The sequence below is a fragment of the Pseudomonas saxonica genome (genome assembly GCF_007858365.1).
GTDB classification, from domain to species: domain Bacteria; phylum Pseudomonadota; class Gammaproteobacteria; order Pseudomonadales; family Pseudomonadaceae; genus Aquipseudomonas; species Aquipseudomonas saxonica.
This window is the reverse complement of record NZ_VFIO01000004.1, coordinates 205,747-224,659: the sequence shown is the minus strand read 5'-3', so window position 1 is coordinate 224,659 and position 18,913 is coordinate 205,747. Positions and strand designations below refer to the sequence as shown.

General features: G+C 55.9%; 18 protein-coding genes. 9 read left to right on the top strand and 9 right to left on the bottom strand.

What is annotated here, in order from left to right:
- The first annotated feature begins 125 nt into the window (after positions 1-125).
- Positions 126-1,013, top strand: coding sequence for a lysophospholipid acyltransferase (locus tag FJD38_RS13385; RefSeq protein ID WP_122783491.1), 888 nt, complete (start codon positions 126-128; stop codon positions 1,011-1,013).
- Positions 1,014-1,017: 4 nt separating this feature from the next.
- Here the strand turns inward: FJD38_RS13385 and FJD38_RS13380 are convergent, their stop codons facing one another.
- From FJD38_RS13380 to FJD38_RS13350, 7 genes are all read right to left on the bottom strand, one after another.
- Positions 1,018-1,662 carry a methionine ABC transporter permease gene (locus tag FJD38_RS13380; protein WP_122783490.1) on the bottom strand — a complete coding sequence of 215 codons (645 nt, stop codon included), beginning with the start codon at positions 1,660-1,662 and terminating at the stop codon, positions 1,018-1,020.
- Positions 1,652-2,770 (bottom strand): methionine ABC transporter ATP-binding protein, encoded by a 1,119-nt coding sequence (locus FJD38_RS13375; protein ID WP_146385721.1) that lies wholly within the window; start codon positions 2,768-2,770, stop codon positions 1,652-1,654. Before FJD38_RS13375 ends, FJD38_RS13380 begins: the two co-directional genes overlap by 11 nt.
- A 2-nt stretch (positions 2,771-2,772) precedes the next feature.
- Positions 2,773-3,582: a MetQ/NlpA family ABC transporter substrate-binding protein gene (locus FJD38_RS13370; protein WP_146385719.1), complete on the bottom strand. Its 810-nt coding sequence runs from the start codon at positions 3,580-3,582 to the stop codon at positions 2,773-2,775.
- Between the two features lie 29 nt (positions 3,583-3,611).
- Entirely contained in the window at positions 3,612-4,973 is a 1,362-nt protein-coding gene (locus tag FJD38_RS13365; protein ID WP_122783487.1) for an LLM class flavin-dependent oxidoreductase, read from the bottom strand.
- A complete protein-coding gene (locus tag FJD38_RS13360) occupies positions 4,973-6,169 on the bottom strand; it encodes an SfnB family sulfur acquisition oxidoreductase (RefSeq protein WP_122783486.1) in 1,197 nt (398 codons plus the stop codon). Before FJD38_RS13360 ends, FJD38_RS13365 begins: the two co-directional genes overlap by 1 nt.
- A 17-nt stretch (positions 6,170-6,186) precedes the next feature.
- Positions 6,187-7,428: an SfnB family sulfur acquisition oxidoreductase gene (locus FJD38_RS13355; protein ID WP_122783485.1), complete on the bottom strand. Its 1,242-nt coding sequence runs from the start codon at positions 7,426-7,428 to the stop codon at positions 6,187-6,189.
- A 213-nt stretch (positions 7,429-7,641) separates the two neighbouring features.
- Positions 7,642-8,406, bottom strand: a complete 765-nt coding sequence (locus tag FJD38_RS13350) for a hypothetical protein (RefSeq protein ID WP_122783484.1) — start codon at positions 8,404-8,406, stop codon at positions 7,642-7,644.
- Between the two features lie 533 nt (positions 8,407-8,939).
- Here FJD38_RS13350 and FJD38_RS13345 point away from each other — a divergent pair.
- Together FJD38_RS13345 and FJD38_RS13340 are read left to right on the top strand one after the other, a co-directional pair.
- Positions 8,940-9,872, top strand: coding sequence for an SdiA-regulated domain-containing protein (locus tag FJD38_RS13345; protein ID WP_122783575.1), 933 nt, complete (start codon positions 8,940-8,942; stop codon positions 9,870-9,872).
- A 92-nt stretch (positions 9,873-9,964) separates the two neighbouring features.
- The gene (locus FJD38_RS13340; protein ID WP_146385717.1) at positions 9,965-10,870 is read left to right on the top strand and encodes an SdiA-regulated domain-containing protein; all 906 of its coding nucleotides are present in this window, start codon (positions 9,965-9,967) and stop codon (positions 10,868-10,870) included.
- A gap of 71 nt (positions 10,871-10,941) precedes the next feature.
- Here FJD38_RS13340 and polA read toward each other — a convergent pair whose 3' ends face one another.
- The gene (gene polA, locus FJD38_RS13335; protein WP_146385715.1) at positions 10,942-13,710 is read right to left on the bottom strand and encodes a DNA polymerase I; all 2,769 of its coding nucleotides are present in this window, start codon (positions 13,708-13,710) and stop codon (positions 10,942-10,944) included.
- Positions 13,711-13,784: 74 nt separating this feature from the next.
- On the opposite strand from polA, the gene FJD38_RS13330 reads away from it, so the two are divergent.
- Both FJD38_RS13330 and FJD38_RS13325 read left to right on the top strand, forming a co-directional pair.
- Positions 13,785-14,060: a DUF2782 domain-containing protein gene (locus FJD38_RS13330; protein WP_122783481.1), complete on the top strand. Its 276-nt coding sequence runs from the start codon at positions 13,785-13,787 to the stop codon at positions 14,058-14,060.
- A gap of 57 nt (positions 14,061-14,117) precedes the next feature.
- On the top strand, positions 14,118-15,068 hold the full coding sequence (locus FJD38_RS13325; protein ID WP_122783480.1) for a homoserine kinase: 951 nt from the start codon (positions 14,118-14,120) through the stop codon (positions 15,066-15,068).
- 23 nt (positions 15,069-15,091) lie between these two features.
- On the opposite strand, the gene znuA is transcribed toward FJD38_RS13325, so the two are convergent.
- Positions 15,092-16,012: a zinc ABC transporter substrate-binding protein ZnuA gene (gene znuA, locus FJD38_RS13320; protein ID WP_146385713.1), complete on the bottom strand. Its 921-nt coding sequence runs from the start codon at positions 16,010-16,012 to the stop codon at positions 15,092-15,094.
- 66 nt (positions 16,013-16,078) lie between these two features.
- Between znuA and FJD38_RS13315 the strand changes: the two genes are divergently transcribed.
- The 4 genes from FJD38_RS13315 to FJD38_RS13300 are packed head-to-tail and all read left to right on the top strand — an operon-like array spanning position 16,079 to position 18,884.
- The gene (locus FJD38_RS13315) at positions 16,079-16,561 is read left to right on the top strand and encodes a Fur family transcriptional regulator (protein ID WP_122783479.1); all 483 of its coding nucleotides are present in this window, start codon (positions 16,079-16,081) and stop codon (positions 16,559-16,561) included.
- Entirely contained in the window at positions 16,561-17,349 is a 789-nt protein-coding gene (znuC, locus tag FJD38_RS13310; protein ID WP_122783478.1) for a zinc ABC transporter ATP-binding protein ZnuC, read from the top strand. Before FJD38_RS13315 ends, znuC begins: the two co-directional genes overlap by 1 nt.
- The gene (gene znuB / locus FJD38_RS13305) at positions 17,342-18,130 is read left to right on the top strand and encodes a zinc ABC transporter permease subunit ZnuB (RefSeq protein WP_122783477.1); all 789 of its coding nucleotides are present in this window, start codon (positions 17,342-17,344) and stop codon (positions 18,128-18,130) included. The genes znuC and znuB overlap by 8 nt, the downstream gene beginning before the upstream one ends.
- A gap of 37 nt (positions 18,131-18,167) precedes the next feature.
- Complete coding sequence (locus FJD38_RS13300) at positions 18,168-18,884, top strand: PA5502 family lipoprotein (RefSeq protein ID WP_122783476.1); 717 nt, start codon at positions 18,168-18,170, stop codon at positions 18,882-18,884.
- Positions 18,885-18,913 lie beyond the last annotated feature (29 nt).

The window sequence follows — 18,913 nt, the reverse complement described above, 5'->3', positions numbered from 1 at the left end:
ACTCAACCCGTAGCAGCTGCCGAAAGCTGCGTGCGGCAGTGTGACATTGACTCGGCATTTACCATTGCTTCGCAACCGAACGCAGCCTTCGGCAGCTGCTACGCGTATTTTCGAGAGATTATTCTGTGGAAAAGTTTAAAGGTGCCCTGCTGGTCGGGGCTTTACGATTGTTTGCCATGCTGCCTTGGGGCGCCGTGCAACGTGTCGGCTCAGCCATCGGCTGGCTGATGTGGAAGCTGCCCAATCGCTCACGCGAGGTGGTGCGCATCAATCTGGCTAAATGCTTTCCGGAAATGGACCCGGTCGCCCGCGAGCAACTGGTCGGGCAAAGCCTTAAAGACATCGGTAAAAGCCTGACCGAGAGCGCGTGCGCATGGATCTGGCCGGCGCAGCGTTCAATTGATCTGGTGCGCGAAGTCGAAGGCCTGGACGTTCTCAAAGAGGCGCTGGCCTCAGGCAAGGGCGTGGTGGGAATCACCAGTCACTTGGGCAACTGGGAAGTGCTTAATCACTTTTATTGCAGCCAGTGCAAGCCGATCATTTTTTACCGCCCGCCCAAGCTCAAGGCGGTAGACGAACTGCTACAAAAGCAGCGCGTTCAGTTAGGTAACCGTGTCGCGGCGTCAACCAAAGAAGGCATCTTGAGTGTCATCAAAGAGGTGCGTAAAGGCGGCCAGGTGGGCATTCCGGCTGACCCGGAACCCGCCGAATCGGCCGGTATTTTTGTGCCCTTTCTGGGCACCATGGCGCTCACCAGCAAATTTGTGCCGAACATGCTGGCAGGCGGTAAAGCAGTCGGTGTTTTCCTGCACGCCCTGCGCCTGCCCGACGGCTCAGGTTTCAAAGTGATTCTGGAGGCCGCACCAGAAGAGATGTACAGCACTGACACGGCAACCGCCTGCGCAGCGATGAGCAAAGTGGTCGAGAAATATGTGCGGGCCTATCCGAGCCAGTACATGTGGAGCATGAAGCGCTTCAAAAAGCGTCCGCCAGGCGAGGCGCGCTGGTACTGATACGTCAACGTTTGTTGAGTACCCGGGCTAAACGGTCGCCGCCGAGTTGAATCACGGCGACCAGCACCACCAGCAAAACGATCACGGTGAGCATGACTTGCGTGTCAAACCGCTGATAACCGTAGCGATAGGCAATGTCGCCCAAGCCGCCTGCACCAATTGCGCCAGCCATGGCTGATGAGTTGATCATCGTCACCAGAGTAATGGTGAAACCACCGACGATGCCCGGCAACGCTTCAGGCAACAGCACATGCCAGATGATGTGATGGCGTTTGCAGCCCATTGCCTGTGCGGCTTCGATCAAACCGTGATCCACTTCGCGCAGACTGACTTCGGCAATGCGTGCGAAGAACGGTGTTGCGGCGATGGTCAGTGGAACAACGGCCGCCCATACGCCATAGGTTGTACCGACAATCATGCGGGTGAAAGGGATCAACGCCACCATCAGAATCAGAAAGGGAATTGAGCGAAATAAATTCACAAACGCGCCCAGTGCTTTATTCAGCGCGGGTGCCTGGTAAATGCCGCCTTTATCACTGGTGACCAGGATCACCGCCAGTGGAATGCCTAGAACCAATGCAATCAGCGACGACACCCCGACCATCAGAAAGGTGTCGATCACCCCTTGCCATAAACGATCAAACCCCATAACCGACTACCTCGACGTGTTGAGCCCAATGCTCGGCGCGCTGGCGCAATTGTTCTGAGCTCAACGCTGTGCTGCTCACACTGAGCAACAGCTGGCCAAGCGCATGCCCTTGAATGTGTTCAACGCCACCGTGCAGCAGACGAACTTGCCCGCCGAGTGCGCTGAATAACGCCCCTAGATCCGGCTCTTGGGTCTGGTTGCCAGTAAAGCGAAGACGCAATATCACACTCGACTTTTCCGAAGCCGGTTGCGCCGTAATGCGCCCGTGCAGCGCTTCGGGCAAGCTGTCTTGCAAAGGTGCGAGCAGGGTTTTGCTGACGGCGTGCTGTGGGTCTCCAAACACCTGCCACACAGGGCCTTGCTCTACGATCTGTCCCTGTTCGAGTACCACCACGCGGTGGCAAATATCGCGAATAACCGCCATCTCATGGGTAATCAAAATGATGGTCAGGCCCAGCCGCTGATTGATTTCACGCAGCAGGCCGAGAATCGACTGGGTCGTTTCCGGGTCGAGGGCCGAGGTGGCCTCATCACAGAGCAAAATCGACGGGTCGTGCACCAGAGCCCTTGCAATACCGACGCGCTGCTTTTGACCTCCCGACAACTGCGCCGGATAGGCCGTGTGTTTGCCCTGCAAGCCCACCAGTTCGAGCAGCTCGCGCACTTTCTGTTCGCGCTGAAGTTTGGGCACGCCCGCCACCTTGAGCGGTAATTCAACGTTCTGCCATACCGTCTTGGCTGACATCAGATTGAAGTGCTGAAAGATCATGCCGGTCTGACGGCGCAACGCGACCAGCTTGTTCTCATCGAAGTCGCTGATGTCGATCTGATCAATCAGCACCCGGCCGCTGCTGGGCTGTTCAAGACGATTTATGGTGCGAATCAAAGAAGATTTACCCGCCCCGCTCCGGCCAATGACCCCGAAGATTTCACCGCGCGCAATGGCCAGTTCAATGCCTTTGAGGGCGTTGACCGGCCCTTGCCGACCCTCATACGTTTTGCCCACGTTAATAAAGCGCACGTGTGCGCTGCTCAGTTGCGGGTGCAACTCGGTGAGGTTCGCGCCGGGCTGCGGCTCGAGCCGCTCGCGAGCAATGGCCACACTCATGGTTAACCTCCCCAGCCTGGTTGATACAGGGTGCCGTAGGTTTTATCCAGCGAGGCTTTGACTACGGGTGAGTGCTGATAAATATCGATGAACTTGACCAAACGCGGGTCGTCTTTGTTTTTTGGCTGGATGACGAACTGAATGACATATTCGGGGTGGTCAATGCCATCGAACAATAAGGCGGACTCGGCATCAAAGGTCTTGGACAGGCGAATATAGGCCGGATAGCCCTGCACCAGATCGGCATCGTCATACGCACGAACCAGCTGTACGGCTTCCACCTGGAGGATATTGAGCTTCTTCGGGTTGGCGATGATGTCTTCTTCAGTGGCTTTGTAGCCGACACCGGGTTTGAGGGTAATCAGCCCTGCCTTGGCCAGCAGCTGCAATCCGCGGCCACTGTTGATCGGATCGTTGGCAATGGCGACAGTGGCGCCTTGTGGTAAAGCATCAATGCTTTTGTATTTTTTTGAATACAAACCCACGTTATTGATCACGCCTTTTGCGTAAGGCACCAGATCAAAGCCAGCGGCAGCGTTGGCGTTTTCCAGAAACGGAATGTGCTGGAAATAGTTCACGTCGATATCGCCGCTGGCGAGACTGACGTTGGGGGCGATCCAGTCAGTGAATTCCACTAACTCAACTTTCAGGCCTTGTTTATCGGCTTCGGCCACTGCCGTTTCCAGCGGGATGGCAAAGGCCGCCGTGGTGCCCACCTTGAGCGGCGCCGTATCGGCGAACGCCAGACCGTTAAACAAGCCGAGTGCCAGAACCAGTGCCTTGACTGGGTAAGTGATGTGCTTTTTGTTCATGGTTGGTTTCCAGTCAGTGCTAAAACGGGTTACGCGTGGTGTCTGAATGCGGCGCCGGTATGCCGCTGGGGCAAGTGTGCGTCGCCCTCTACAAACAGCTTTTGCCGCAGGCTGCCGGTGTCGTACGCCGTTTTGTAGGACCCCCGGCGTTGTAACTCAGGCACCACCAGGTCGATAAAGTCGATGTAACTTTGTGGCGTGACGATGCGGGTCAAATTGAAGCCATCGAGGCCGGTTTCCGAAATCCACGATTCCAGTTCGTCAGCGACCTGCTCCGGCGAACCCACCAGGGTCATGTAACGCCCGCCGAGCGCGTGTTGCTCCAACAGCTTGCGGCGCGTCCAGTCGTTGTTTTGCAACATTTTGGTCGCCGATTGAATGGCGTTGTTCTTCACGTACTGGATCGGCTCATCCAGCTCATAGTCGGCAAAGTCGATGCCGGTGGAGCTGGAAAAATGCGCCACACCGGCTTCGGCGCTGGCGTAACCCAGGTATTCATCGCGCTTGGCCAGGGCTTCTGCTTCGGTGGGGGCAACGATGACGTTAAGGCCCATAAACAGTTTGATGTCATCAGGATTACGGCCCGCCGCCACAGCGCTGGCGCGTACGTTATCGACCTGAGTTTTAGTCGCCGCTTTAGTTTGACCGCTGATAAACACACATTCGGCATGGCGTCCGGCAAACGTCAGGCCGCGTTCTGAGCTGCCTGCTTGAAACAACACGGGTGTGCGTTGAGGTGATGGCTCGCACAAGTGATAACCCTCAACCTGATAGAACTCACCCGCGTGTTTGACCTTGTGCACTTTGTCGGGTTGGGCGTAGATGCGTTGTACCGGATCATTCAGCACCGCATCGTTTTCCCAGCTTCCTTCCCACAGTTTGTAGAGCACCTCGAGATATTCATCGGCCTGGTCGTAGCGCCTGTCGTGTTCGACTTGCTCCGTCAGGCCCATGGCCTTGGCGGCGCTGTCCAGATAGCCGGTAACAATGTTCCAGCCCACCCGGCCCCGGCTTAGGTGGTCAAGGGTCGACATGCGGCGTGCGAATAAATAGGGAGGTTCGTAGGTCAAGTTAGCGGTCAGGCCAAAGCCGAGGTTTTTGGTGACGGCAGCCATGGCTGAAACCAGCAACAACGGGTCGTTGACCGGCAACTGAATGGACTCTTTGAGCGGAACATCAACCGATTGTTGATAAACGTCATAGACGCCCACGATGTCGGCAATAAAAAGTCCGTCAAATAGTCCGCGCTCCAGGAGCTGCGCCAGCTCTGTCCAGTACTCCAGCGTGTTGAACTGCGTGGACGTGTCTTGTGGGTGAGTCCACATGCCGTGGTTGATATGGCCAATGCAATTCATGTTGAAGGCGTTGATCAAGATTTTCTTTTTGCTCATCAGATCGTCCCCCGCAACGGTGGATTTTCGCCGTTGAGGTAGTAATTGCCCACGGCGTGATACTTCCAGCGCACAGGATCATGCAGAGTGTGCACACGGGCGTTGCGCCAGTGACGATCCAGGCCGTGTTCGGCGAGCGTCGCCTGGCTGCCGGCCAGTTCAAATAGCGTGCTACCGGCGGCCAAAGATATTTCAGTGCTCAGAGCACGCACTTCAGCGACCGCGATGGACGCTTCGGCGACGGTCTTGGCGGTGGGGTTGGCCTGCGCCGTGTCGAGGTATTCGCCTGCACGCTCCAGCAGCGCTTCGGCGGCATGTAGACGCACGCTCAAGTGGCCGAAACTTTTGAGGGTCAAGGGGTCTTCGCTGGCGATGTCGGTGGTAGCGTCGATCCATGGCCGGGTTTTAGTGCGGACAAAATGCAGTGAATCTTCAAAGGCCGCGCGAGCAATACCGGTATCGATGGCCGCATGCAGAATCTGGGCTAACGGGCCGACGGGCGTAGGACGTTCGAAAGCACTCTGAAAAGGGATCACGTCTTCGCGAGCTACAAACACATTGTCGAACACCACCGATCCGCTGCCAGTGGTGCGTTGACCAAACCCGCTCCAGTCGTCGATGACGTTTAGCCCTTCGTTGTCGCGCCTGACAAAGGCCAACAGGTGAACGCCTTGGTCATCCACGACCGAGGTCGGGATGCGGTGCGCATAGAGCGCCCCGGTGGCGTAAAACTTTCGTCCATTGATGCGGTAACCGGTTTCAGCGGCCACCAGATGAGTGGTGCGCTCGTGTGCAGTTTTAGTCCCCAACTCAGCCAGAGCATTGCCGAAGCGTTGGCCAGCCAATACCTCAGCGTAAAGCCGGCTTTTTTGCGTCTCAGAGCCGTTGACCCGAAGAACTTCGAGTGCATAAAAATGGTTTTGCGGGATTTGCCCCAAAGAGGCATCAGCGGCGGCGATCAGCGCCACGACCTGCGCCAGCGTGACATTGGAGACGCCAGCGCCGCCGTAGGCCTTGGGCACCGTAATGCCCCACAGGCCTGTGTGGGAAAACAGTTCGAGCTCGTCATGGGGCAAGCGCCTCTCGCGATCACGAACAACGCTTTCGCGTTTGAAATAGGCCGCTAGCTCACGGGCGACATTCAGGGCCTCGGCATCGCTACGGATGACCGGAACCTGTTTGGATATCAGTGTCATGAGGATGGACTCCGAGGTCAGATCCAGGAATGCCGGGCAGGCAACGTACCGTTGAGGCGATAGGCGCCGATGGCGTGATACTTCCAGCGCACCGGATCGTGGAGGGTGTGAACCCGAGCGTTACGCCAGTGCCGGTCCAGATTGAATTCGGCAAGGCTGGCGCGGCTTCCGGACAGTTCGAAAAGCTTTTCACTGGCCAGCAGGGACAATTCGGTGCTCAGCACTTTGGCTTCGGCGACGGCAATCGAGGCGCGAGCGGCGGCCTGCGCATCAATCGGGGCAGCACTGACCTGATCGAGCACGCGCCCCGCTTTGTGCAGCAGCGCTTGGGCGGCATGCAGCTCAATCTTCAACCTGCCGATGTCGGCAATGACATAAGGGTCATCGCTGTTGCGTTCGACATTGGCGTCAATCCAGGGGCGGGATCGCTCGCGCACAAAGCTCAACGTGTCGTCGATGGCGCCACGAGCGATGCCAAGGTCTATGGCTGCCTGAATCAATTGCGAGACGGCCCCTTGAATATTTGGGGTTTCGTTCAGGCGCCAGTTATCAATGATCAGCTCAGCATCGACCCGTACGTTGTTCAGCAGCACGGTGCCGCTGGCGGTGGTGCGCTGGCCAAAACCGGACCAGTCATCAACCACGCGCAGGCCCGGTGTGCCACGACGGACGAAGGCCATCACTTGTTTGCCGTCGTCATTGAGTGCCTTGACGGCAATCCAGTGAGCGAACAGCGAACCCGTGGAGTAAAACTTCTGGCCATTGATCACGAAATCATCGCCGTCGGCGGTGATGCGTGCTTTTAAATCGAGGGTATTTTTGCTGCCCCGCTCCGGTCCAGCATTGGCAATTCGCCAACCTTTGAGAACGTGGCTGAAAAGCTGTTCTTTTTGCGTTTGGGTGGCGGTGCTGGCAATCAGATTGAGAATACCCACCTGATTTTGAGGAATTTGCCCCAGCGCCGGGTCGGCTGCCGAGATGATGGCAAACACTTCGGCCAAGGTGACGAACGAAACCTGTAGTCCGCCAAATTCGCGGGGAATGGAAATACTGCCCAGACCGCTGCGGGTGAATTGTTCGATCAGAGACCACGGTAGCTTTCGCTGCTGATCCCGCTTGCCTGCTTGCTCACGTGCGGCGCTTGCCAGTTCATGAGCCGCTTGAAGGGCATCGTTGTCTGTGCGCAGGTGATGCGCTTCGAGCAACAGGGGTGCGACATCCAGGTCGCTTTGCAGATGTGCATCGGCCAAGTTGGACATTAGTACCGCTCCTTGGCTGCACTCAATGCCCTGGCGTTATGCACAAGGGTGATTGTTTTACGGGCCATACCTACCTCACGTTTACTGGAGCGCCGCTTTCGCGGCGCGGATACAAAGCAAGAGAGTCCGGTGGCCCGGTGTATATACCCTAAGTGATTATAAAAATTAAAAGAACTAACTTTTAGGAATATGCATAGATGAATAGTTATGGGCCTAACTACGCCAATTAGGTCGCGGCTCTGCTGCATACAAGACTTCGCGCGGTGCGGGGTTCACATAGTATTTATTGGCACCGATTTTGAGCGTTCGTGCGGGGGCCCAGCGTGAGTTATTGCCCACGCGGTCAATCACACAGTAGGTGACTTCAAGTTTTGGGTCTTCCCCGGCCTCTTGAATGATATTCGGCGGCACGAATACGCTGATGGGCTGGTCAACATCGGCCTTGCGTAGTTTGGGCAGGTCCATGCGCACATCACCCCATAGCAAGGTGATTTCATCGTCAACGGCCATGTTGCGGTAGGGTTCAATGCTAACGGGTACCCCGCGCTTCATCTGGCTGGGATTTACCCCATAGCGCTGAATGGGTTCCGGGATCATCAAAGGCGCCAACCCCTGATTTTCTTCGCCGATGGCATGCCCGCCGGGGCAATCGAGCTTAATCAGCACTTTAAGTTGAGCAGATAAAGCCGGGCTACTGCCTATATGCATGACGCGATAATAAAGACGCGCTGTACCGTTTTGAATGAAACTTTCGGGCACTCTAAGAGCCAGAGGCTGACCTATATCATTCTTGGAAATTTGTTGCGAGGTTACATAACAACCGTCCCAGAAGAGTTCGATTAAATCCCCTTCCTCCATATTTATATACGGTGTTATGTGAATAAATAATTGTTCTGCTGCGCGGGCACAAATAGTGTTTTTTCCAGGAGTGGAAAGAGTCGGTGCGGCTAATTTATTGGCATGGGACGTGAAGGGCATTGTTTTGAGTTCCTGTCGTGCTGATGGGTAACGGGCCACGCCTGTACAGGGTTCACAAGGTGTGAAGAAGGTGAGTGTCGCCCGGTGCGATCATTTAGATCTTGTGCCGGGCGAGCAGCTATTAAGTGCTGATTAAATGTTCTTGATACAGTTTGGCCAGTTGTGCTTATTAGATAAGAGGCTCTTTGCATGAGTGTCAAGCCGGGAAGGAATGAATATAAATGTCGTCGTTTGATTCAGACGATTCCTACTGGCTTAGTGCTTTTGGTTTTTTGGTGTGGAGAAAACGTAAATAAATAAACGATATATATCTAGATGCAAAATCTGTAACTGATAGAAGTACAGTGCGGTCTTAAACTGAGCAGTCGATGCGTTTTGCCTGTGTTGCTTTAGATCGCCCTCAAAAGCCGCTCCGGCTTTGGGCATTGAGCTTTTACGATTTATTTCACATTTTGATCGGCATAATAGGTGCGCGAGCAGCGTGCCCGCTATGAGTACTCAGTAGTTGTCTCATTTTCCGGATGATCATTCAAATGGCCGCAAACCCACAGCAAACCCCTCCCGTGCGCCGATCCATGCGCTCTAGCCTGCGTTGGTATCACTGGCTTTTTTTGTTGGGTGCACTGCTCTACGGGGTAGCGTTCTTCATGCATTGGGATGACCGTGGAGCGTTGTGGGTACTTGAGCGCTTTGAAAGCACTTCAGAGCAAAATGAAAGCGTGTGGTTGCCTGACTATGTCGCGGTGATTGATGCCAAACCGTTGCCGGGCATGGAAAAAGACGAGGCGTCTGATCTGGCATATAACCCGCTGACTAAAACCCTGTTTTCAGTCATGGGTAAAAACCCGTTTCTGGTGGAGTTGACCCTAGACGGGGAGGTGCTCCGTAAAATGCCTTTGGTGGGTTGGAGTAACCCTGAAGGTTTAACGGTCATGGAAAACGGTCTGCTGGCCATTGTCGATGAGCGTGAGCACATGCTGAGCATCGTTAAGGTCGATGCGAACACCACGGCGTTGAATATTGATGATTTCCCCAAGTACGATTTAGGCCCTTCGAAAAACCAGAACAAAGCCTTTGAGGCCGTTGCCTGGGATCCGCGACGCCAGCAGTTAGTCCTCGGTGAAGAGCGACCGCCGCAATTGTTTGTCTGGAAAAGCAATGGCAGCCAGGTACTTACCGGAGAAAAGCAGAAAGTACCCAGCGATGAACTGGACCTGCGCAATCTTTCAGCGTTGAGCGTTGACCCGCGAACCGGCCACATGCTGGTGCTGTCGGCCGACTCTCATATGTTGCTGGAGCTTGATGAGCTGGGCGAGCAGGTGAGTTTCATGACGTTGCTGCGCGGTTTCAATGGTTTGAAAGACACTATCCCCCGCGCTGAAGGCGTGGCGATTGATGAGCATGGCACCTTGTATATGGTGAGCGAGCCCAATCTGTTTTATCGCTTCGAAAAGAAGGCCAAGTAGTTGGTGTTACAGGTTGGCTTTGAAGGTTTAAGGTTGAATTCAGGCTATCGTGATATTTATCGCCTCTGATCTGATTTAAGAGTTCGACCCCCATGCGCCGTCCACGTCCTCTGGTTCTTTGTCTCATGCTGGTGGCCATGTTGGTTGCCGGCTTCGTGGCGCAACATTTTCGTCTATTCGAACGTACGTGGTTTCAAATCAGCCTGCTGTGGCAGTCCACAGATGCTTCGGCGATCAATTTGGGTGACTACCGTGCCGTCATACAAGGCAAGAAAATTGATGGCCTTGAGGACGATGTGTCCGCTTTGACTTATGACCCGCTGCGAAAAAGCCTATTTACCGTCACCAACCAGAAAAGTGAACTGGTGGAGCTGTCCCTTGATGGTCGGGTGTTACGCCGTATCGGGTTGGTCGGTTTTGGTGATGCTGAGGCTGTGGAGTTCATTGGTCCCAACACCTATGTCATTACCGACGAGCGTCAACAGCGGCTAATCAAAGTGACCATTGACGACAACACGCACACCCTTGATGCGGCCCAAGCCGAACAATTGACGTTGGGGATTAACCCCTCTGGCAATAAAGGGTTTGAAGGGTTGGCATATGACTCGGCGGGCAAGCGTTTATTCGTGGCCAAAGAACGCGACCCGATGCTGATATACGAAGTGCGTGGCTTCCCTCATGACAACCCCCAACAGCCTTATGCGACCCATGTGGTGAGCAATCCACGACGAGATGCACGATTGTTTGTGCGGGACTTGTCGAGTCTGCAGTTCGATGAGCGCAGTGGGCATTTATTGGCGTTATCAGATGAGTCCAAGCTGTTACTGGAGCTAAATCTGGACGGGCGACCAGTCAGCACGCTGTCGCTTAAAAAAGGCAGGCATGGCCTGGAGAAATCAGTGCCCCAGGCTGAGGGCGTTGCGATGGACGAAGAAGGAACGGTTTATGTAGTGAGTGAGCCGAATCTTTTTTACGTGTTCAAAAAGCCAAAAGAATAGTGGGTTGATACTCTGCTGCCGATTGAGCGGCAACAGAGTGTCAACAAGGCTCGCGCAAAAACGAATTCGGCTTAGTGCGCTTCATCCCAGTTGTTGCCCACGCCCACTTCAACCACCAGCGGTACATCCAGTGTCGCCGCTTTGCTCATGTGGCTACGTACTTCTTCGCGTACTTGGTCGACCAAGTCTTCGCGCACTTCCAGTACCAATTCATCGTGTACTTGCAAGATAACGCGGGCATCAATGCCTGAGGCCGTCAGCCAGTTATCCACAGACACCATGGCTTTCTTGATGATGTCGGCCGCAGTGCCCTGCATCGGAGCGTTGATTGCGGTACGTTCCGCACCTTTGCGCAGCGCCGGGTTTTTTGCGTTGATCTCTGGCAGGTATAAGCGGCGGCCAAAGATAGTCTCGACATAACCCTGCTCGGCGGCTTGGGTGCGCGTGCGCTCCATGTAGTCCAGTACACCCGGATACCGAGCGAAATAACGGTCGATATAGGCTTGTGACTGTTTACGGTCGACGCCAATCTGCTTGGCCAGGCCAAACGCGCTCATGCCATAGATCAAGCCAAAGTTAATGGCCTTGGCGCTGCGGCGCTGATCAGTGGTGACATCACTGAGTTCAACACCAAAAACCTCAGCGGCCGTTGCACTGTGCACGTCCAGGTTATTACGGAAGGCGTTCAGTAAACCGGCATCCTTGGCTAAATGCGCCATGATCCGCAGTTCGATTTGCGAGTAGTCCGCTGCCAGCAATTTGTAGCCTTTAGGGGCTATGAACGCCTGGCGAATCCGGCGTCCTTCCGCCGTACGAATCGGAATGTTCTGCAAGTTTGGATCGCTGGAGGACAAGCGACCGGTCGCTGTGACGGCCTGATGGTAAGACGTGTGAATCCGACCTGTGCGCGGATTAATCTGCTCTGGCAATCGGTCGGTGTAAGTGCTTTTCAGCTTGCTCATCGAGCGGTACTGCATCAGCACCTTAGGCAGCGGGTAGTCTTGCTCGGCCAGTTCAGCCAGCACCGCTTCAGCGGTAGACGGTTGACCCTTGGCGGTCTTGCTGAGGATTGGCAGCCCCAACTTCTCGTACAGGATCACACCCAATTGCTTGGGTGAGCTGAGGTTGAATTCTTCGCCGGCAATCGCAAAAGCCTCACGTTCCAGAGCGACCATCTTATCGCCCAGTTCAACGCTCTGAATGCCCAGCAGGTTGGCATCCACCAGCGCTCCCTGACGCTCGATACGCGCCAGCACGGGCACCAGCGGCATCTCGATTTCGGTCAGAACAGTGTTCAGGCTTGGAATTGCGGTCAGCTTTTCATGCAATACGTGGTGCAGACGCAGGGTTACATCAGCATCTTCAGCCGCGTACGGGCCTGCCTGCTCCAGTGAAATCTGGTCAAAGGTCAGCTGCTTGGCACCTTTGCCGGCAATGTCCTGAAAGCTGGTGGTGCCATGGCCCAGGTATTTGAGCGCCAGGCTGTCCATGTCGTGTCGCGTGGCTGTCGAGTCGAGCACGTAGGATTCGAGCATGGTGTCGTAGGCAACGCCCTGCACCATAATGCCGCATGCCTGATCACCGCCAATGGCGCAGTTGGCCAGAATATTAATGTCGAACTTGGCGTGCTGACCGACCTTGGCTTTGCGCGGATCTTCCAGGATCGGTTTGAGTGCGCGCAGCACGGTGTCGCGGTCGAGTTGTTCCGGCACACCCATATAAGAGTGGGTCAACGGAATATAGGCCGCTTCACCCGGCTTCACGGCAAAAGACAAGCCGACCAATTGTGCTTGCTGGGCATCCAGTCCGGTCGTTTCGGTATCGAAAGCAATCAGCGTGGCGTCACTGAGCTTCTTGAGCCAGACCTCAAAGCGCGCTTTATCAAGGATGGTTTCGTACTGGGTTTGCGCCTCAGTCGGGGCCGCAGGCGCTTCTTGAACGATCACCTGACCGGCACGCTTGGCCTCACGCTCGACTTCAGCAATCCAGCTTTTGAATTCCAGCTCGGTGTACAACTCGATCAGTTTTTCGCAGTCGGGCTCTTTGAGGTGCAAGTCTTCCAGGCCGATATCCAGTGGCACATCAATTTTGATCGTCGCCAGTTGATACGACAGAAAGGCCATTTCGCGGTGCTCTTCGAGCTTGGCCGGCAGGTTTTTAGCGCCGCGGATTGGCAAGGTCGGCACGATATCGAGTTTTTCGTACAGGTCCACCAAGCCACCACCGACGCCCACCAGCAAGCCAGATGCGGTCTTTGGGCCAATGCCCGGGACGCCCGGAATGTTATCCGACGAGTCGCCCATCAAGGCGAGGTAATCGATGATTTGCTCAGGTGAGACGCCAAATTTCTCTTTGACGCCTTCAACGTCCATCGTGCTGCCGGTCATGGTGTTGACCAGCGTGATGTGGCCATCGACCAGTTGCGCCATGTCCTTGTCGCCGGTCGAGATCACTACCGGGCGGTCTGCGGCAGCGCTGCTGCGGGCGAGTGTGCCGATGACGTCATCAGCCTCAACGCCTTCAACGCACAGCAACGGGAAGCCCAGCGCGATCACGCTGGCGTGCAAAGGCTCGATCTGAACCCGCATGTCATCAGGCATGCTTGGGCGATTGGCTTTATATTCGGCGTACATGTCATCACGAAATGTCCCGCCCTTGGCATCGAAAACCACGGCGAACGGGCTGTCCGGGTACTGTTTGCGCAGGCTTTTGAGCATGTTCAACACGCCCTTCACGGCACCCGTCGGCATACCCTTGGAGGTAGTCAGCGGCGGCAGCGCGTGGAAAGCGCGGTAGAGATATGAAGAACCGTCCACCAGGACGAGGGGTGCTTGGCTCATGAGCAGGATCAACCTTTTCGGCGAGTCCGGCGCTAGAATGTCCGGACCAATGACGACAAAGGGACAAGGTTATCATGCGTACACTTAATCGACTGTTGCTGACCGGTTTGTTTGCACTCACTCCGCTGTTAACCTTTGCAGCCGATGATCCAGAAGTCACGATTCGCACGGAAGGCGATAAAACCATTCAGGAATACCGTCAAAACGGTTTCCTATATGCCATCAAGGTCACCCCAAAAGGAGCGCCGCCGTACTTTTTAGTGCGTGCTGATGGTACTGATGCCAATTTCATCCGTTCCGACCAGCCGGATATGCTGATTCCTTCGTGGAAAATCTTCGAATGGAAGTAGCGTCTTAACTTTAATTGGCGCCGCCTTAACGCGGCGCCCGTACTGGCAATCTAAATCATGTCTGTATTCACGCCACTGACTCGTCCTGAGTTGGAAACCTTCCTTGCGCCTTACAATCTCGGCCGCCTGCTCGATTTTCAGGGGATTGCCGCGGGTAGCGAAAACACCAACTATTTCATCAGCCTTGAGCAGGGTGAGTATGTTCTGACACTGGTTGAGCGCGGGCCAGTCAAAGAGATGCCGTTCTTTATTGAGCTGCTGGACGTGCTGCATGACGCTGACCTGCCAGTACCTTTCGCTTTGCGCACCGTGGACGGTCAGGCTTTGCGCGAACTCAAAGGCAAACCGGCATTGCTGCAGCCGCGCCTGGCGGGCAAACACATTCGCGACGCCAATGCGCAGCATTGCGCACAGGTGGGCGAGCTGCTGGGGCATTTGCATCTGGCTACGCGTGACAATGTGCTGGAGCGCAAAACGGATCGAGGCCTGGACTGGATGCTGGCCGAAGGCCCGGCGCTCAAAGCCGATCTGGAGCCTGCGGCCGCTGAGCTGCTGCAAAAGGCGCTGGACGAAATTACCGCTCGCCAAGCACAGATCATGGCCCTGCCCCGAGCCAACCTGCACGGCGACCTGTTTCGCGATAATGCGATGTTCGAAGGGACGCATCTCACCGGCCTGATCGACTTTTACAACGCCTGTTCCGGGCCGATGCTGTACGACGTCGCGATTGCGCTGAATGACTGGTGCGCCGATGAACACGGCCAGATCGATGCGCCGCGAGCCCGCGCCCTGCTGGGCGCTTATGCAGCGCTGCGTCCGTTCACCGCCAGCGAAGCCGAACTGTGGCCAACAATGCTGCGCGTGGCCTGCGTTCGCTTCTGGCTGTCACGCCTGATCGCCGCGCATACGTTTGCCGGTCAGGATGTGCTGATACATGATCCGCGAGAGTTTGAAACACGTTTGGCGGCGCATCAGGCAGTCAAGATTCAACTGCCGTTTGCGCTGTAAACCCAGGCAGCGGCTACGGGGTATTACAAGCTTTCCAGGCAGCCCGCCAAGTCGTTGCCCAGTTTTTCCAGCAAGTGTTCGTAACCTTGTGCGGTGGCCTCGGTGTAGCCCCCCAATGCATCAAGCTCCGCCAACTTCACCGGCAGGCCGGCGGTCAGGGTTTCAGCCAGACGCGGGCGCAATGGCGGGTCACTGAACACGCAGGTCTTGCCCGCTTCTTGCAATCGCTTACGCATGGCCGCTACGTGCTGGGCCCCCGGCTGTACTTCTGACGCCACGCTAAACGTGCCTGCATGTTGAAGGCCGTAGGCGCTTTCGAAGTAATCGTAGCCCTCATGGAAGACAAAGAACGGTTTGCCGGCAATCCCGGCCAAACGGGTTCTGAGGCGCGCATCCAGAGCATCCAGGCGCTGATTGAAAGCCTTGAGATTGCTTTGGTATTTGGCGGCGTTGGCCGGGTCTTGCTGGCTCAGATCGGCAGCCATCTTTGCTGCGATCACACGGGCATTGTCGGGTGCCAGCCACAAGTGCGCATCCAGAGTGCCCGGACGATGATCGTGGTCATGTTCGGCTGCATCTTCTGCGTGCGAATGGCTATCTTCGGCAAAGTGACGAAGCTTGAGCTCTGGCAGGGTTTGCACGGAGACCGAGGGTTTTGTACGCGTTTTGATAACGCGTGGCAGGAATCCTTCCATGTCCGGGCCGATCCAGTAGAGCAAGTCGGCATCTTGCACGCGCCGTACGTCGGATGGACGCAGCGCGTAGTTATGCGGCGACGCATTAGGCGGCAGCAGCACTTCTGGCTGACCCACACCCTCTTGTACTGCTGCGGCTATCAGCTGCAAAGGCTTGATGCTGGTGAGCACGGTCACCTGGGCCTGAGCCGGGCTAACCACCAGTAAACTGGCGGACAAAGCAATAAATATCGCAAAAAGACGGGGCACGATGATCACTCAGAGTGGTTTAAACAGGTAACATAATAACGTCTCTCTCGGAAATCGTCGCCGCCCATGCCTACTACCCCCCTTGCCAGTCGTCCCCATGATCATTCCCACTGTGTGCACAGCGCCTTGTCTGAAGCGGATGCTCTATGTGCACAGAAAGGGCTGCGCCTGACCGCTTTGCGTCGTCGCGTGCTGGAGCTGGTCTGGCAAAGCCACAAGCCGTTGGGTGCCTACGATATTTTGGCCGTGCTTAGCGAGCAGGATGGTCGTCGTGCAGCGCCTCCGACCGTTTATCGGGCGCTGGATTTCCTGCTGGAAAACGGCCTGGTGCATCGCATTGCTTCGCTTAATGCCTTTATGGGGTGCAGTCATCCAGAGCACGCGCATCAGGGCCAGTTCCTGATTTGTCGTAACTGTCATGCCGCCATTGAGCTTGAGCAAAAGTCCATCAGCGACGCAATCATCCACAGTGCACGAGATGTCGGCTTTACTGTCGAAACCCAAACTGTGGAAGTGGTGGGGTTGTGTTCGGGTTGCCGGGAGGCCTGATGAGCGCTGCATTGATTCATCTGCAACAGGTTTGCGTGACCTTCGCCGGGCAAAACGTACTCGATAATATTGAGTTAAGCGTTGAGCCGGGGCAGATCGTGACGTTGATCGGCCCGAATGGGGCAGGCAAAACCACATTGGTCAAAGCCGTTCTGGGGCTGCTAAAACCGACCAGCGGTAGCGTATGGCGCAAGCCCAAGCTCCGCGTTGGGTATATGCCGCAAAAACTGCATGTCGATCCGACGCTGCCTTTGTCGGTGCTGCGTTTTTTGCGTTTGGTGCCGGGGGTTGATCGGGCTCAAGCGTTGGCTGCGCTGAAAGAAGTCGGCGCCGAAAAGGTCATCGACAGCCCGGTGCAAAGTGTTTCTGGTGGCGAAATGCAGCGCGTTTTGCTGGCGCGTGCATTGCTGCGCAAGCCTGAACTGTTGGTGCTGGACGAGCCCGTTCAGGGGGTGGATGTGGCGGGTCAGGCCGAGCTGTACAGCTTGATTACCCGCCTTCGCGACCGCCATGGCTGCGGTGTGCTGATGGTGTCTCATGACTTGCATTTGGTGATGAGCACCACCGATCAGGTGGTATGCCTTAATCGCCACGTGTGCTGCTCGGGTCATCCCGAGCAAGTCAGCAATGACCCTGCATTCGTGGAACTGTTCGGTAAAAACGCGCAAAGCCTGGCGATTTATCATCACCATCACGACCACGCCCATGATTTGCATGGCTCGGTGGTCAGCGAAGACGCCCCGACGGCGTCCGCCCACGTTCATGGAGAAGGCTGCAAGCATGGCTGATTTTCTGTTGTACGCCCTGCTGGCAGGCTTGGCTTTGGCGATAGTTGCGGGACCCTTGGGCTCGTTTGTGGTGTGGCGACGAATGGCTTATTTCGGCGACACACTGTCCCACGCTGCTTTGCTCGGCGTGGCGATGGGCTTTTTGCTGGATGTAAGCCCGACCATCGCCGTTACCGTTGGCTGTCTTTTGCTGGCCGTGATATTAGTCACCCTGCAACAGCGCCAGCCTTTGGCTTCTGACACCTTGCTCGGAATTCTCGCACCCAGCACCTTGTCCCTCGGACTGGTCGTACTAAGCTTCATGCATGAAGTCCGGATCGACCTGATGGCATACTTGTTTGGCGATCTTTTGGCCATCAGCCCTAATGATTTGATGTGGATCATCGGTGGCAGTGTGGTGGTTCTGGCAGTCTTGGTGGCGCTCTGGCGTCCACTGCTGGCCATTACCGTGCATGAAGAGCTGGCGACTGTTGAAGGTCTGCCGGTAGCGGCACTTCGCTTGGCGCTGATGCTGTTGATCGCCATTGTGATTGCCGTGGCCATGAAGATTGTCGGTGTGTTGCTGATCACTTCGCTGCTGATCATCCCGGCGGCTGCAGCCCAACGGCACGCCCGCTCCCCTGAGCAGATGGCCTTGGGGGCGAGCGTACTGGGCATGATGGCCGTGGGTGGTGGCCTTGCGCTGTCATGGTTCAAAGACACACCTGCGGGGCCATCGATTGTGGTGTGTGCCGCTGCACTGTTTTTGCTGAGTTTTGTTCTGCCCCGTCGAGGGGTGTAGACTTGCTCGTTTTTTGCGCACTTAGAGAGCCGCAGGAATGAAGCTGTTTAACTCCCGTTATTTGCTCCTTGCCGCATTTTCCTTGCTGCTGGGGGCCTGCCAAAGCACACCGACTGCCGACCAGCTCGCGCAGCAACAGCGTGCTGCGGCCATCGCACAGCTGGAGCAAAACCTGGCCAGCAGTGAACTGGCGACTGCCGAAGATGAGCTGGCTGCCTTGCAAGCGCAGTCGCCGGACGATCCTCAGTGGGTGCAGTATCAGCGTCAGCTGGCTGAGGCCTACCTGCAACGCAGCCAGATCTTCCTGCAAAAAGGTGATGTCAACGCCGCAGCCACGGCGCTTAGCCGTGCTCGTACGTTAATGCCCAAAGCACCGGCGCTGACCAGTGGTGTTAATAGCGCCATTGCCCATGCCCGTAAAGCTGAGCTGGATGAAGCCGAGGCAGCACTTAAAGCCGCCGAAGCGCGGCCACCGGCCAAGGTGCTTGACCCTGCCGCTGAAAGCACCACCGTGGCATTGAACATCGCCGATATTAAGAAACTTCGCCATCAACTGGACTTGATCGCGCAAGACATCGTCAACTATCAGTGCGCTGTAACGTTGCAAGTACCCCGTACTGCCGACTACCCGTGGCTTGCAACGTTGATCAGCAAGCGGGTTAAAAAGTTGGACCCGCAGTTTGATCTCAAGCTGGACCGCCAGATCATTCGCCATGTGCCTGCGCAAATGGTGCTGATTCCCAGCAAACCGTAATATTGCTCACCGCAAAAACCCGTAGCCGT

Excerpts from the sequence above, each read along its gene's own strand:
- znuB (WP_122783477.1), top strand. The coding sequence starts at position 17,342 with ATGGCTGATTTTCTGTTGTACGCCCTGCTGGCAGGCTTGGCTTTGGCG.
- FJD38_RS13300 (WP_122783476.1), top strand. The coding sequence starts at position 18,168 with ATGAAGCTGTTTAACTCCCGTTATTTGCTCCTTGCCGCATTTTCCTTG.
- FJD38_RS13315 (WP_122783479.1), top strand. The coding sequence starts at position 16,079 with ATGCCTACTACCCCCCTTGCCAGTCGTCCCCATGATCATTCCCACTGT.
- FJD38_RS13340 (WP_146385717.1), top strand. The coding sequence starts at position 9,965 with ATGCGCCGTCCACGTCCTCTGGTTCTTTGTCTCATGCTGGTGGCCATG.
- FJD38_RS13330 (WP_122783481.1), top strand. The coding sequence starts at position 13,785 with ATGCGTACACTTAATCGACTGTTGCTGACCGGTTTGTTTGCACTCACT.
- znuC (WP_122783478.1), top strand. The coding sequence starts at position 16,561 with ATGAGCGCTGCATTGATTCATCTGCAACAGGTTTGCGTGACCTTCGCC.
- polA (WP_146385715.1), bottom strand. The coding sequence starts at position 13,710 with ATGAGCCAAGCACCCCTCGTCCTGGTGGACGGTTCTTCATATCTCTAC.
- FJD38_RS13360 (WP_122783486.1), bottom strand. The coding sequence starts at position 6,169 with ATGACACTGATATCCAAACAGGTTCCGGTCATCCGTAGCGATGCCGAG.
- FJD38_RS13325 (WP_122783480.1), top strand. The coding sequence starts at position 14,118 with ATGTCTGTATTCACGCCACTGACTCGTCCTGAGTTGGAAACCTTCCTT.
- FJD38_RS13345 (WP_122783575.1), top strand. The coding sequence starts at position 8,940 with ATGGCCGCAAACCCACAGCAAACCCCTCCCGTGCGCCGATCCATGCGC.
- FJD38_RS13380 (WP_122783490.1), bottom strand. The coding sequence starts at position 1,662 with ATGGGGTTTGATCGTTTATGGCAAGGGGTGATCGACACCTTTCTGATG.
- FJD38_RS13375 (WP_146385721.1), bottom strand. The coding sequence starts at position 2,770 with ATGAGTGTGGCCATTGCTCGCGAGCGGCTCGAGCCGCAGCCCGGCGCG.
- FJD38_RS13365 (WP_122783487.1), bottom strand. The coding sequence starts at position 4,973 with ATGAGCAAAAAGAAAATCTTGATCAACGCCTTCAACATGAATTGCATT.
- FJD38_RS13370 (WP_146385719.1), bottom strand. The coding sequence starts at position 3,582 with ATGAACAAAAAGCACATCACTTACCCAGTCAAGGCACTGGTTCTGGCA.
- FJD38_RS13355 (WP_122783485.1), bottom strand. The coding sequence starts at position 7,428 with ATGTCCAACTTGGCCGATGCACATCTGCAAAGCGACCTGGATGTCGCA.
- FJD38_RS13350 (WP_122783484.1), bottom strand. The coding sequence starts at position 8,406 with ATGCCCTTCACGTCCCATGCCAATAAATTAGCCGCACCGACTCTTTCC.